This is a genomic window from Klebsiella sp. C239, assembly GCF_048822715.1.
In the GTDB taxonomy this organism is placed as follows: domain Bacteria; phylum Pseudomonadota; class Gammaproteobacteria; order Enterobacterales; family Enterobacteriaceae; genus Klebsiella; species Klebsiella quasipneumoniae.
This window is the reverse complement of record NZ_JBMEZK010000006.1, coordinates 83,779-96,900: the sequence shown is the minus strand read 5'-3', so window position 1 is coordinate 96,900 and position 13,122 is coordinate 83,779. Positions and strand designations below refer to the sequence as shown.

Annotated in this window: 13 protein-coding genes and 1 pseudogene; 10 read left to right on the top strand and 4 right to left on the bottom strand. The window is 58.2% G+C overall.

From position 1 onward, the window contains the following. Nucleotides 1-70 precede the first annotated feature (70 nt). From ugpA to ugpQ, 4 genes are read left to right on the top strand one after another with little or no spacing between them, the layout of a single operon-like run. Nucleotides 71-958 (top strand): sn-glycerol-3-phosphate ABC transporter permease UgpA, encoded by an 888-nt coding sequence (gene ugpA, locus ACOI6Z_RS17100; RefSeq protein ID WP_032454247.1) that lies wholly within the window; start codon nucleotides 71-73, stop codon nucleotides 956-958. After that, nucleotides 955-1,800, top strand: coding sequence for a sn-glycerol-3-phosphate ABC transporter permease UgpE (gene ugpE, locus ACOI6Z_RS17095; RefSeq protein ID WP_008806976.1), 846 nt, complete (start codon nucleotides 955-957; stop codon nucleotides 1,798-1,800). Before ugpA ends, ugpE begins: the two co-directional genes overlap by 4 nt. Before the next feature lies 1 nt (nucleotide 1,801). After that, entirely contained in the window at nucleotides 1,802-2,872 is a 1,071-nt protein-coding gene (locus tag ACOI6Z_RS17090; RefSeq protein WP_065812637.1) for a sn-glycerol-3-phosphate import ATP-binding protein UgpC, read from the top strand. Beyond that, nucleotides 2,869-3,609, top strand: coding sequence for a glycerophosphodiester phosphodiesterase (ugpQ, locus tag ACOI6Z_RS17085; RefSeq protein WP_023291223.1), 741 nt, complete (start codon nucleotides 2,869-2,871; stop codon nucleotides 3,607-3,609). Before ACOI6Z_RS17090 ends, ugpQ begins: the two co-directional genes overlap by 4 nt. A gap of 24 nt (nucleotides 3,610-3,633) precedes the next feature. On the opposite strand, the gene ACOI6Z_RS17080 is transcribed toward ugpQ, so the two are convergent. Further along, nucleotides 3,634-3,954 carry a DUF2756 family protein gene (locus ACOI6Z_RS17080; protein WP_023291222.1) on the bottom strand — a complete coding sequence of 107 codons (321 nt, stop codon included), beginning with the start codon at nucleotides 3,952-3,954 and terminating at the stop codon, nucleotides 3,634-3,636. 123 nt (nucleotides 3,955-4,077) lie between these two features. Here ACOI6Z_RS17080 and ggt point away from each other — a divergent pair, with 123 nt between their 5' ends. Next, nucleotides 4,078-5,823, top strand: a complete 1,746-nt coding sequence (gene ggt / locus ACOI6Z_RS17075; protein ID WP_023291221.1) for a gamma-glutamyltransferase — start codon at nucleotides 4,078-4,080, stop codon at nucleotides 5,821-5,823. 89 nt (nucleotides 5,824-5,912) lie between these two features. Here ggt and yhhY read toward each other — a convergent pair whose 3' ends face one another. Together yhhY and ACOI6Z_RS17065 are read right to left on the bottom strand one after the other, a co-directional pair. After that, entirely contained in the window at nucleotides 5,913-6,389 is a 477-nt protein-coding gene (gene yhhY / locus ACOI6Z_RS17070; RefSeq protein WP_072096665.1) for an N-acetyltransferase, read from the bottom strand. 240 nt (nucleotides 6,390-6,629) lie between these two features. Beyond that, nucleotides 6,630-7,271, bottom strand: coding sequence for a bactofilin family protein (locus ACOI6Z_RS17065; RefSeq protein WP_023291219.1), 642 nt, complete (start codon nucleotides 7,269-7,271; stop codon nucleotides 6,630-6,632). Nucleotides 7,272-7,535: 264 nt separating this feature from the next. Here ACOI6Z_RS17065 and ACOI6Z_RS17060 point away from each other — a divergent pair, with 264 nt between their 5' ends. The 5 genes from ACOI6Z_RS17060 (at nucleotide 7,536) to gntU (ending at nucleotide 12,676) form a co-directional block, all read left to right on the top strand. After that, nucleotides 7,536-8,573 carry an oxidoreductase gene (locus ACOI6Z_RS17060; protein ID WP_065812635.1) on the top strand — a complete coding sequence of 346 codons (1,038 nt, stop codon included), beginning with the start codon at nucleotides 7,536-7,538 and terminating at the stop codon, nucleotides 8,571-8,573. A gap of 121 nt (nucleotides 8,574-8,694) precedes the next feature. Then, entirely contained in the window at nucleotides 8,695-9,390 is a 696-nt protein-coding gene (locus tag ACOI6Z_RS17055) for a pirin family protein (RefSeq protein WP_002920779.1), read from the top strand. A gap of 239 nt (nucleotides 9,391-9,629) precedes the next feature. Beyond that, nucleotides 9,630-10,625: a gluconate operon transcriptional repressor GntR gene (gntR, locus tag ACOI6Z_RS17050; RefSeq protein WP_023291217.1), complete on the top strand. Its 996-nt coding sequence runs from the start codon at nucleotides 9,630-9,632 to the stop codon at nucleotides 10,623-10,625. A 180-nt stretch (nucleotides 10,626-10,805) separates the two neighbouring features. Beyond that, nucleotides 10,806-11,336 carry a gluconokinase gene (gene gntK, locus ACOI6Z_RS17045; protein ID WP_065812634.1) on the top strand — a complete coding sequence of 177 codons (531 nt, stop codon included), beginning with the start codon at nucleotides 10,806-10,808 and terminating at the stop codon, nucleotides 11,334-11,336. After that, nucleotides 11,336-12,676, top strand: a complete 1,341-nt coding sequence (gene gntU / locus ACOI6Z_RS17040; RefSeq protein WP_004202127.1) for a gluconate transporter — start codon at nucleotides 11,336-11,338, stop codon at nucleotides 12,674-12,676. The genes gntK and gntU overlap by 1 nt, the downstream gene beginning before the upstream one ends. Here gntU and ACOI6Z_RS17035 read toward each other — a convergent pair. After that, nucleotides 12,673-13,034 (bottom strand): annotated as a pseudogene (locus ACOI6Z_RS17035) (hypothetical protein). The gene gntU and the pseudogene ACOI6Z_RS17035 sit on opposite strands and share 4 nt — an antisense overlap. Nucleotides 13,035-13,122 lie beyond the last annotated feature (88 nt).

The window sequence follows — 13,122 nt, the reverse complement described above, 5'->3', positions numbered from 1 at the left end:
CTACGATGTGCCTTATGTAGGCCGGGTAGGGCGTAGCCGCCACCCGGCATTGTTCAGGAACCCAATCTCAATGTCATCATCCCGTCCGGTATTCCGCTCGCGCTGGCTGCCCTATGTCCTGGTCGCGCCGCAGCTGATTATCACGCTGATTTTCTTTATCTGGCCCGCGGGCGAAGCGCTGTGGTATTCGCTGCAGAGCGTTGATCCGTTTGGCCTGTCCAGCCAGTTTGTCGGCCTGGATAACTTCGTGGCGCTGTTCCATGACCCGTACTATCTGGACTCGTTCTGGACCACTATCAAATTCAGCGCCCTGGTGACCGTCAGCGGCCTGCTTATTTCGCTCTTTTTCGCTGCGCTGGTCGACTACGTGGTGCGCGGCAGCCGCTTCTATCAGACCCTGATGCTGCTGCCGTATGCCGTGGCCCCCGCGGTGGCGGCGGTGCTGTGGATCTTCCTCTTTAACCCCGGGCGCGGGCTGATCACCCATTTCCTCGGCGAGCTGGGCTACGACTGGAACCACGCGCAGAACAGCGGCCAGGCGATGTTCCTGGTGGTCTTCGCCTCGGTATGGAAGCAGATAAGCTACAACTTCCTGTTTTTCTTCGCCGCGCTGCAGTCGATCCCGCGTTCGCTGGTTGAGGCTGCCGCTATCGACGGCGCCGGGCCAATCCGCCGCTTCTTCAGGCTGGCGCTGCCGCTGATTGCGCCGGTGAGTTTCTTCCTGCTGGTGGTCAACCTGGTTTACGCCTTCTTCGACACCTTCCCGGTGATCGATGCCGCCACCGCCGGCGGCCCGGTGCAGGCGACCACCACCCTGATTTACAAAATCTATCGCGAAGGTTTCGCCGGGCTCGATCTTTCCGCTTCCGCCGCGCAGTCGGTGGTGCTGATGTTCCTCGTCATTATCCTGACGGTGGTGCAGTTCCGTTACGTTGAAAGTAAGGTGCGTTACCAATGATTGAGAACCGTCGCGGGCTGACGATTTTCAGCCACACCATGCTGATTCTGGGCATCGCCGTCATTTTATTCCCGCTGTACGTCGCCTTCGTGGCGGCGACGCTGGATAACCAATCGGTGTTTGAAACGCCGATGACGCTGATCCCCGGCGGACATCTGCTGGAGAACATGAAGACCATCTGGGTGAACGGCGTTGGCGTCAACAGCGCGCCGTTCTGGCTGATGATGCTCAACAGCTTCATCATGGCGTTCGCCATTACGGTGGGCAAAATCGTCGTGTCGATGCTTTCGGCGTTCGCCATCGTCTGGTTCCGCTTTCCGCTGCGTAACCTGTTCTTCTGGATGATCTTTATCACGCTAATGCTGCCGGTCGAGGTGCGTATTTTCCCGACGGTGGAAGTGATCGCCAATCTCAACATGCTCGACAGCTACGCCGGGCTTACGCTGCCGCTAATGGCCTCAGCCACCGCCACCTTCCTGTTCCGCCAGTTCTTTATGACCCTGCCGGACGAGCTGATTGAAGCAGCGCGTATCGATGGCGCTTCGCCGATGCGCTTCTTTCGCGACATCGTGCTGCCGCTGTCGAAAACCAACCTCGCGGCGCTGTTCGTCATCACTTTTATCTACGGCTGGAACCAGTATCTGTGGCCGTTGCTGATTATTCAGGATGTGAATCTTGGCACCGCCGTCGCCGGCATCAAAGGCATGATCGCCACCGGCGAAGGTACTACCCAGTGGAATCAGGTGATGGCGGCGATGCTGCTGACCCTGATCCCGCCGGTTGTCATCGTTTTAGCCATGCAGCGCGCATTTGTGCGTGGCCTGGTCGATAGTGAGAAATAAAATGGCTGGTTTAAAACTACAGGCAGTAAGCAAAAGCTGGGATGGCAAAACCCAGGTGATTCAACCGCTGACGCTGGACGTGGCGGACGGGGAATTTATCGTCATGGTCGGCCCGTCGGGCTGCGGGAAATCAACGCTGCTGCGGATGGTCGCCGGACTGGAGCGGGTGACCAGCGGCGATATCTGGATCGACCGCAAGCGGGTCACCGAGATGGAGCCGAAGGATCGCGGCATCGCCATGGTGTTCCAGAACTATGCCCTTTATCCGCATATGAGCGTGGAAGAGAACATGGCGTGGGGGCTGAAGATCCGCGGCATGGGTAAGGGATTGATCGCCGAGCGGTTGCAGGAGGCGGCGCGTATTCTTGAGCTCGACGGCCTGCTCAAGCGCCGCCCGCGCGAGCTCTCCGGCGGCCAGCGCCAGCGCGTGGCGATGGGCCGCGCCATCGTGCGTGACCCTGCGGTATTCCTCTTCGACGAACCGTTGTCAAACCTCGACGCCAAGCTGCGCGTGCAGATGCGTCTTGAGCTGCAACAGCTGCATCGCCGCCTGAAAACCACCTCGCTGTACGTTACCCATGATCAGGTGGAGGCGATGACCCTCGCCCAGCGGGTGATGGTGATGAATAAAGGCGTTGCCGAGCAGATCGGCACCCCGGTGGAAGTGTATGAGAAGCCGGCCAGCCGCTTTGTGGCGAGCTTTATCGGCAGCCCGGCCATGAACCTGCTGGAAGGGCGCATCAGCGATGACGGCGGTCGCTTTGAGCTGGCGGGCGGCATCCAGCTGCCGACGAATCATGAGCACCGGCGCCACGCCGGGCGTAAAATGACCCTCGGTATCCGCCCGGAGCATTTTATCTTAAGCTCGCAGGCGCAAGGCGGCATTCCGCTGCTGATGGACTCCCTGGAAATTTTAGGCGCCGATAACCTTGCCCACGGGCGCTGGGGCGAACAGAAGCTGGTGGTCAGACTGCCGCACCAGCAGCGCCCGGCGGCAGGCAGCACGCTATGGCTGCATCTGCCTTTGGAACATCTGCACCTCTTTGATGGTGAAACAGGACAACGCGCATGAGTAACTGGCCTTATCCCCGTATCGTCGCCCATCGCGGCGGCGGTAAACTGGCGCCGGAGAACACCCTGGCGGCTATCGACGTCGGCGCTCGCTACGGGCACACGATGATTGAATTTGACGCCAAGCTGTCAAAGGACGGGCAGATCTTTCTGCTGCATGACGATAATCTCGAACGCACCAGCAACGGCTGGGGCGTGGCGGGGGAGCTGCCATGGGACGATCTGCTGAAGGTGGATGCCGGTAGCTGGTTCAGCCGTGAATTTAAGGGCGAGCCGCTGCCGCTGCTCTCCCAGGTGGCGGAGCGCTGCCGCCGTCACGGCATGATGGCGAATATCGAAATTAAACCGACCACCGGCCTTGGGCCGCAGACCGGCAACGTGGTGGCCCTGGCGGCGCGGGAGCTGTGGGCGGGAATGACCGCGCCGCTGCTGTCGTCGTTTGAAATCGATGCCCTGGAAGCGGCGCAGGAAGCCGCCCCCGAGCTGCCGCGCGGGCTGTTGCTGGATGAGTGGCGTGAGGACTGGCGGGAGTTGACCACCCGGCTGGGCTGCGTCTCCATTCACCTTAACCACAAGCTGCTGGACGCCGGGCGGGTGGCAAGCCTGAAACAGGCCGGCCTGCATATCCTGGTGTATACCGTTAACAAACCCCAGCGCGCCGCCGAGCTGCTGCGCTGGGGCGTAGACTGCATCTGCACCGATGCCATTGACGTCATCGGGCCCCATTTCCAGCCTTAATAACCGCTGCGCGGCGGCTGGCCTTTACGGGTTGGTCTGCCGCAGCATCCCTCCGTTGTTGTTCGGCAGCACCTGCTGCGGCGGATTGAGATTCCCGCCCTGCGCCGCGCGCTGCTGATTGGTCTGCAGCTGGTTTTGCAGATGCTGCTGCTGGGAGCGAGTCTGATTGTTCAGATTCTGCTTCAGCATGCTCTGTTGCTGCTGTTGCTGCACCTTCATCTCATTTTGCATGCGCTGCTGGCTGGGGACCACGTAACCCGGCTGGTTGGGGTTGTTATCAATATTGATTGGCTGGGCTAAAACGCCGAGCGGCATCAGCGCCGCCAGAAATAACATCGCTTTCATGGTTTTCTCCTCCCGTGCGTGGGATCACTTAAGTGTACCTCGAATCCGCCATAACAATGATTTTTTAGGAGTTATCAACCAGGCTTAAGCGGGGAATGAAACCTACCTATCAGGAGTAAGACAATGATAAAAACAACAATCTGGCGTCAGGTGGTCATCGCTGCGTTGCTGGCGGGCGGTAGTTTTACCGTCGCCGCCAGTCCACCGCCGCCGCCGCCGGTCTCTTATGGCGTAGAGGAGGATGTATTCCACCCGGTGCGCGCCCGGCAGGGCATGGTGGCCTCGGTAGATGCGCTGGCCACCCGCGTCGGGGTGGATATTCTGCGCCAGGGCGGCAACGCTGTCGATGCGGCGGTGGCGGTTGGCTACGCGCTGGCGGTCACTCATCCGCAGGCGGGGAATATCGGCGGCGGCGGTTTTATGATGCTGCGGACGAAAGACGGCAAGACTACGGCGATCGATTTCCGCGAAATGGCGCCAGAGCAGGCCACCCGCGACATGTTCCTCGACGACCAGGGTAACCCGGACAGTAAAAAATCGCTCACCTCGCATCTGGCCTCCGGTACGCCAGGCAGCGTGGCGGGCTTCTCTCTTGCCCTGGAAAAATACGGCACCATGCCGCTGAACAAAGTGATCCGCCCGGCAATCAAGCTGGCGGAAGAGGGCTTTATTGTTAACGATGCGCTGGCGGACGATCTGAAGACCTACGGCAGCGAAGTGATCCCGCAGCACGAAAACAGTAAAGCGATCTTCTGGAAGAACGGCGAGCCGCTGAAGAAGGGCGACCGGCTGGTACAGAAGAACCTGGGGAAAAGCCTCGAGCTGATTGCCGAGCACGGTCCGGATGCCTTCTATAAAGGCGCTATTGCCGACCAGATCGCGGACGAGATGAAAAAGCACGGCGGGCTTATCACCAAAGCCGACCTCGCTAACTATAAGGCCGTGGAGCGCACGCCGATTAGCGGCGAATATCGCGGGTATGAGATCTACTCTATGCCGCCGCCCTCCTCCGGCGGGATCCACATCGTGCAGATCCTCAATATCCTCGAAAACTTCGATTTGCAGAAATATGGCTTCGGCAGCGCCGACGCTATGCAGGTGATGGCGGAGGCGGAGAAACACGCCTATGCCGACCGCTCTGAATATCTCGGCGACCCTGACTTCGTCAAAGTGCCGTGGCAGGCGCTGACCAGCAAAGCCTACGCCAAAGCGATTGCCGCCGAGATCGACGTCAATAAGGCGAAGCCTTCCAGCCAGATCCGCCCGGGCAAGCTGGCGCCCTATGAAAGCAACCAGACCACCCACTTCTCGGTGGTCGATAAAGACGGCAATGCGGTGGCGGTGACCTATACGCTGAATACCACCTTCGGCACCGGCATTGTGGCGGGGGACTCCGGCATTCTGCTGAATAACCAGATGGATGATTTCTCGGCGAAGCCCGGCGTACCTAACGTCTATGGCCTGGTGGGCGGCGACGCCAATGCGGTGGAGCCGAAAAAACGCCCGCTGTCGTCGATGTCGCCGACCATTGTGGTGAAAGACGGCAAAACCTGGCTGGTGACCGGCAGCCCGGGCGGCAGCCGGATCATCACCACGGTGCTGCAGATGGTGGTCAATACCATCGATTTCGGGATGAACGTCGCAGAAGCCACCAACGCCCCGCGCTTCCATCATCAATGGCTGCCGGATGAGCTGCGGGTGGAGAAAGGCTTTAGCCCGGATACCCTGAAGCTGCTGGAGGCGAAAGGGCAGAAAGTGGCGCTGAAAGAGGCGATGGGCAGCACTCAGAGCATTATGGTGGGGCCGGACGGGATGCTGTATGGCGCCTCCGACCCGCGTTCGCCGGATGATTTAACGGCGGGGTATTGATATGTTGCCCGGTGGCGCTGCTGCGCTTACCGGGTCAACCACTGCACGAACGCAGGTCGGGTAAGGCGAAGCCGCCACCCGGCAATATGCTACTTCATTCTCGCCATATAATATGCATCCACATATTCACCGTTGCGCAGCGCGTAACGCTTGCCGGTGCCTTCGATCTCAAATCCGTGTTTTTTGTACACCGCAATCGCCGGCTTGTTATCAGCGAACACCGTCAGCTCAATGCGGTCAACGCGCAGCCAGTTATCGCACAGGTCGATCATCTCGCGCATCAGCGCGCTGCCGATACCGCGCCCCTGATGGCCGGCGGCAACCGCCATGCCAAAGGTCGCCACGTGGCTGCGACGAGGGCGCGGTTCGACATGGAGCGACAGATGCCCGGTAACCCGATCGTCCAGCGTCGCCACCAGATGGAAGGTATGGGGTTTGGGCTGTAGCTTCTCCTGCCAGGCTTCCATGGCGGGGTAAGGGATCTGTAGCGTGTCATGATAGACCTCCGGGTGCGCCATCAGCATACGTAAAGGTTCAGCATCGCGCGGTTCGGCATGGCGTATCACTATGTCACTCATTCCCTTGTCCTCTTTTTGGTGGTTGATTCTCCTTCACCATCTCTGACGGCAGCCGGGGAGTCAATGCCGTTTTTTGCAAAAAAAAGATAGACAAGTGCGAATGAGAATGATTATTATTGTCCTGCATTCAGGAAGACCCTTGCGGAAAGCCTGAAAGCACGACATTGCTCACATTGCTTCCAGTATTACTTTAGCCAGCCGGGTGCTGGCTTTTTTTTTGCTGCTACCTCAGGCGCTTTGCGGCCTGGCGGACATCACGCCGTCTTCCGCAACCAGGCCGATGAGATGACTTTTGCTTTCCGCCGCGGCCAGCACCTCGGCGCTGCCGGTGAACTGGCCGCCCTTTTTAATCGCCAGCGAGCGATAGGCGAGGGTGCCATCCAGATTGCCGTGCTCCTCAATGGTGATGCTGTCGCCGCGGCACTGGCCCTGAACCTTGCCATCAATAATCAGCTCACGGCAGCTGATGTTGCCCTCGACCTGACCTTCACGCATCACCTTAATCAGATGTTCTTTCGCCTCAATGTTGCCGGTAAGCTGGCCGTGAATATAGACATGGCCGCTGGCGACAATATTGCCGACGAAATGCACCCCGCTGGCGATGACCGTAGTCTCTTGTTTTTTGCTGGCGACCGCCTGGGATTCTGGGTTGTTTGCCGGAGGCGTGGCCACTTCTGACGTCTGAGGTTCCGTTTTATTTTTCTTAATAAACATCGCGTTAATTTTGTTCCGTTGGCTATGGAGGAGAAAGGCGACCAGTGCGCAGGCGGCCGCCAGGCGCGCCGGCACGATCGCATCGACAGACCAGGCGATCAGCGCGAGAAGCCAGAAAAAAAGGGCGCCGTTTAAGGCGAGATACTGTTTGTCCATCCGTAGCGGCTGGCTACTCCGTTAGTCATCAGCAACGTCCTGGTTTGCCCTCCACTTATCCGCAGTTTCGCCATTGAGATCAAGATATTTAACCGAAAAATGTCGATTTAATCTCTTGTTAATCAATGAGTTGTTAATAATTGCGTATGGATGGTACGCGACCTATTTTTTTGACGAATCTTCACGGAAAACGGACTGAGAGGATGAAGTCATGTCCCGGCTTGCGCTATGGTTGAAGGTAGCTCATTAACTAAGGACAGCGTTATGACTCTGCACTGCGCATTTATTGGCTTCGGCAAAAGCACCACCCGCTACCATCTTCCTTACGTGTTACACCGCCAGGACCGCTGGCAGGTGGCGCACATCTATCGCCGTCGGGCGAAGCCCGAGGAGCAGGCGCCGCAGTATTCCCAAATCCATTTCACCAGCGATCTCGATGAAGTATTAAACGACCCGCAGGTCAGGCTGGTGGTGGTCTGCACCCATGCCGACAGCCATTTTGACTATGCGAAAAAGGCGCTGGAGGCGGGGAAAAACGTGCTGGTGGAAAAGCCGTTCACCCCGACGCTGGAGGAAGCCAAGACCCTGTTTGCGCTGGCGAACAGCAAAGGCCTGACGGTGACGCCCTACCAGAACCGCCGTTTCGACTCCTGCTTCCTGACCACTAAAAAGGTGATTGAGAGCGGCAAACTTGGCGAACTGGTGGAGATTGAAAGCCATTTTGACAACTACCGCCCGCTGGCGGAGACCAACCCCGGCGGCCCGCAAAACGGCGAGTTCTATGGCCTTGGCGTGCATACCCTGGACCAGATTATTTCCCTGTTCGGCCGCCCGGACCATGTCGCTTACGATCTGCGCTCGCTGCGCAACAAAGCTAACCCGGATGATACCTTTGAGGCCCAGCTGTTCTACGGCGATCTGAAGGCCATCGTTAAGACCAGCCACCTGGTGCAGATCGACTACCCGAAATTCATCGTCCACGGCCATAAAGGCTCGTTTGTGAAATATGGTATCGACCAGCAGGAGACCAGCCTGAAAGCCAATATCATGCCGGGCGAGCCGGGCTTTGGCGCGGACGACAGCGTCGGCGAGCTGGTGTATGTCAACGAGGCAGGGGAGACGGTGCGCGAAGCGGTCCCGCTGGAGAGCGGCGACTATGGCCGGGTCTACGACGCGCTGTACGACACCCTCGTCAACGGCCAGCCAAATTACGTCAAGGAATCTGACGTTCTTACCAATATGGAGATCCTGCAGCGCGGCTTTGAGCAGCCCTCACCGGCCACCATTACTCTGGTGAAATAAGCCCAGTCGGCTCCTCGGCGCTTGTTCATATTTTTTGAACAGAGGAGTCAATTTTCACCCTCTATGATCGTCGGCGAAATGGGTCCACACTGACTCCATCGAAAACATATGGGGGTGCAACATGATCTACTTACGCAAAGCGAACGAACGTGGCCACGCTAACCATGGCTGGCTGGATTCCTGGCATACTTTCTCTTTCGCCAACTACTACGACCCGAACTTTATGGGCTTCTCCGCCCTGCGGGTGATTAACGACGACGTCATCGACGCCGGTCAGGGCTTCGGTACCCACCCACACAAAGATATGGAGATCCTGACCTATGTACTGGAAGGGGCGGTGGAGCACCAGGACAGCATGGGCAACAAAGAGCAGGTGCCGGCGGGCGAGTTCCAGATCATGAGCGCGGGTACCGGGGTGCGTCACTCTGAGTACAACCCGAGCAAAACCGATCGTCTGCGTCTGTACCAGATCTGGATTATTCCGGAAGAAACCGGCATTACCCCGCGCTACGAGCAGCGCCGCTTCGACGCCGCCCAGGGCAAACAGCTGGTGCTGTCGCCGGATGCACGGGATGGCTCGCTGAAGGTCTATCAGGATATGGAGCTGTATCGCTGGGCGCTGCTGAAAGATGAGCAGTCGGTTCACCAGATTGCCGCGGAACGTCGCGTCTGGATCCAGGTCGTCAAAGGCGAAGTGACCATCAACGGTACCAAAGCCACTACCAGCGATGGTTTGGCTATCTGGGACGAGCAGGCGATTTCGGTTCATGCCGACAGCGATAGCGAAATCCTGCTGTTCGATCTGCCGCCGGTTTGATCGTTATCTGAGGTCGTCTATACCCAAAATAATTTGAGTTGCAGAAAGGCGGCGACGCAGAGAATCCCTAGGAGCTTACTTAAGTAAGTGACTGGGGGTGAGCGAGGAAAGCCAACGCGCATGCAACTCGAAGTATGATGGGTATAAATAAATTGCGTAGCCTTCCCTCATGTTAGGGAAGGTTGCGCTTTGTCCGTGATAAACTGAGAAAATGTTCCCCGTTGATCACAGTCAGGACGATGAAAAAGAAAAGACCCGTACTTCAGGATGTAGCCGATCTTGTCGGCGTGACCAAAATGACGGTCAGTCGCTATTTACGCAACCCGGAGCAGGTCTCCGAAGCGCTGCGTGGCAAGATTGCCGTTGCCCTCGATGAACTGGGTTATATTCCCAATCGCGCCCCTGACATTCTCTCCAACGCCACCAGCCGCGCCATTGGCGTGCTGCTGCCATCGTTAACCAACCAGGTGTTCTCGGAAGTGCTACGCGGGATTGAAAGCGTCACTGACGCCTTCGGCTATCAAACCATGCTGGCGCACTACGGCTACAAGCCGGAAATGGAAGAGAAACGCCTCGAATCGATGCTCTCCTGGAACATTGACGGCCTGATCCTCACCGAACGCACCCATACGCCCCGCACCCTGAAGATGATTGAAGTCGCCGGCATTCCGGTGGTGGAGCTAATGGACAGCCAGTCACCGTGCCTCGATATTGCGGTCGGTTTCGATAACTTCGAAGCGGCGCGGCAGATGACGGCGGCGATTATCGCCCGCGGCCACCGCCACGTTGCTTATCTCGGCGCGCGTCTTGATGAACGTACTATCATCAAACAGAAGGGGTACGAGCAGGCGATGCTCGATGCGGGCATGACGCCCTACAGCGTGATGGTGGAGCAGTCCTCGTCCTATTCATCCGGGATTGAGCTGATGCGCCAGGCGCGCCGCGAATACCCGCAGCTTGACGGCATCTTTTGCACCAACGATGACCTCGCGGTCGGCGCGGCCTTTGAGTGCCAGCGCCTGGGGCTGAAGATCCCAGACGACATGGCGATAGCCGGTTTCCATGGCCACGATATCGGCCAGGTGATGGAGCCGCGGCTGGCCAGCGTCCTGACCCCGCGCGAGCGGATGGGGCGCATTGGCGCCGAACGTCTGCTGGCGCGCATTCGTGGCGAAGCGATTACCCCTAAGATGTTAGATTTAGGTTTCACATTGTCACCGGGCGGATCAATTTAAACTGACAAGTTTGAAGTAGATCACACATATTCACATCTGGCACGAATGGATATTGCTTCTCCACAGGTCCGGCATGACAATGTTACCGATAACAGTTACCCGTAACAATTAACCGATACGCCGCCTTCGCGCTCAATGAGTCAGCCCCGGCGCGGCGTACCTGTCCGGTGGGAGGATGCTTTGAGCACGACTAATCATGATCACCACGTCTACGTTCTGATGGGCGTTTCCGGCAGCGGGAAATCCGCTGTCGCCAGCGAAGTGGCGCATCAGCTGCATGCCGCGTTTCTCGACGGCGACTTTCTGCATCCGCGCAGCAATATCACCAAGATGGCCTCCGGTGAGCCGCTCAACGATGACGACCGTACCCCGTGGCTGCAGGCGCTAAATGACGCCGCGTTTGCCATGCAGCGTACCAATAAGGTGTCGCTGATCGTCTGTTCGGCGCTGAAGAAGAGCTATCGCGACATTCTGCGCAAGGGCAACCCGAACCTCTCCTTCATCTACCTGAAAGGCGGCTTCGAGGTGATCGAAAACCGTCTGAAGGCGCGTAAAGGGCACTTCTTCAAAACCCAAATGTTGGTGACGCAGTTTGAAACGCTGCAGGAACCAGGCGCCGACGAGAGCGATGTGCTTATCGTCGATATCGACCAGCCGCTGGAAGGCGTGGTGGCCAGCACCATTGAGGTGATCAACAAAGGCAGTCACTAGTGAGTACTTTAACGCTTGTTTTAACAGCAGTCGGCTCGGTATTGCTGCTGCTGTTTTTAGTCATGAAGGCGCGGATGCACGCCTTCGTGGCTTTGATGGTGGTTTCTATTGGCGCAGGTCTCTTCTCCGGCATGCCGCTGGATAAAATCGCGGCGACGATGGAGAAGGGGATGGGCGGTACGCTGGGCTTCCTGGCGATCGTCGTCGCGCTGGGCGCGATGTTCGGGAAGATCCTGCATGAAACGGGGGCGGTCGATCAGATTGCCGTCAAGATGCTCAAATCCTTCGGCCACAATCGCGCGCACTATGCGATTGGTCTCGCCGGCCTCATCTGCGCGCTGCCGCTGTTTTTCGAAGTGGCGATCGTGCTACTGATCAGCGTCGCCTTCTCGATGGCGCGCCATACCGGCACTAACCTCGTGAAGCTGGTGATCCCGCTGTTTGCCGGGGTGGCCGCCGCCGCGGCGTTCCTGCTGCCGGGACCTGCGCCGATGCTGCTGGCGTCGCAAATGCACGCCGACTTTGGCTGGATGATCCTGATTGGCCTGTGTGCGGCAATTCCGGGAATGATTATCGCCGGACCGCTGTGGGGCAACTTCATCAGCCGCTACGTTGAGCTGCATATTCCTGACGACGTGACGGAGCCGCATCTCGGCGAAGGCAAAATGCCCTCCTTCGGCTTCAGCCTGTCGCTGATCCTGCTGCCGCTGGTGCTGGTAGGCCTGAAAACCATCGCCGCGCGCTTTGTGCCGGTGGGGTCGACCGCTTACGAATGGTTTGAATTTATCGGTCACCCATTCACCGCGATCCTGGTGGCCTGCCTGGTGGCGATCTACGGCCTGGCGGTACGTCAGGGGATGGCGAAAGACCGGGTGATGGAGATCTGCGGTCATGCGCTGCAGCCGGCGGGCATTATCCTGCTGGTGATCGGGGCAGGCGGCGTCTTCAAGCAGGTGCTGGTTGACTCCGGCGTCGGCCCGGCGCTGGGTGAAGCGCTGACCGGTATGGGGCTGCCGATCGCCATTACCTGCTTCGTGCTGGCGGCGGCGGTGCGTATCATCCAGGGTTCCGCCACCGTGGCGTGCCTGACTGCGGTCGGCCTGGTGATGCCGGTGATTGAGCAGCTGAACTACAGCGGCGCGCAGATGGCGGCCTTGTCTATCTGTATCGCCGGCGGCTCGATTGTCGTGAGCCATGTGAACGACGCCGGCTTCTGGCTGTTCGGTAAATTTACCGGCGCCACCGAAGCCCAGACGCTGAAAACCTGGACGATGATGGAAACCATCCTCGGCACCACCGGGGCGATTGTCGGCATGATTGCCTTCCAGCTGCTGAGCTAAGTCTGTTCGCCACCCGCTCGCGGGTGGCCAAAAGCCAGGGTAACGCCGTTTACCCTGGCTTCCCGGCGATAAGCCGCGCTTTTTCCCTCTTTTCTCTTCCCGCTCCTCGCCCTTATTAGCGCTACGACGATGCTCGTATCCTTCGGCAAGCCTTGCTGCACCTGGGTTTGTTGCCTCTTTTTGGCAAGGGGAAAATCAGCGGATTTCGCGCTTAATCCATAATCAGGATCAATAAAATCGCGACGGAAAATGTTCCATTCCCTGGGTGATTTCCCCGATAATCATTGCGCTTTGACGACGACCAGCGACGGTGGACAATGTGCAGGATAAGTTGCTTTTCTGATTGTTCAGCAATCATTGATTAATTTCACTTGCGACTTTAGCTGCATTTTGTAAGGTGAGGGATAATCCAGTTGGAAACTGGTCAGGCACAAACAGCACACACC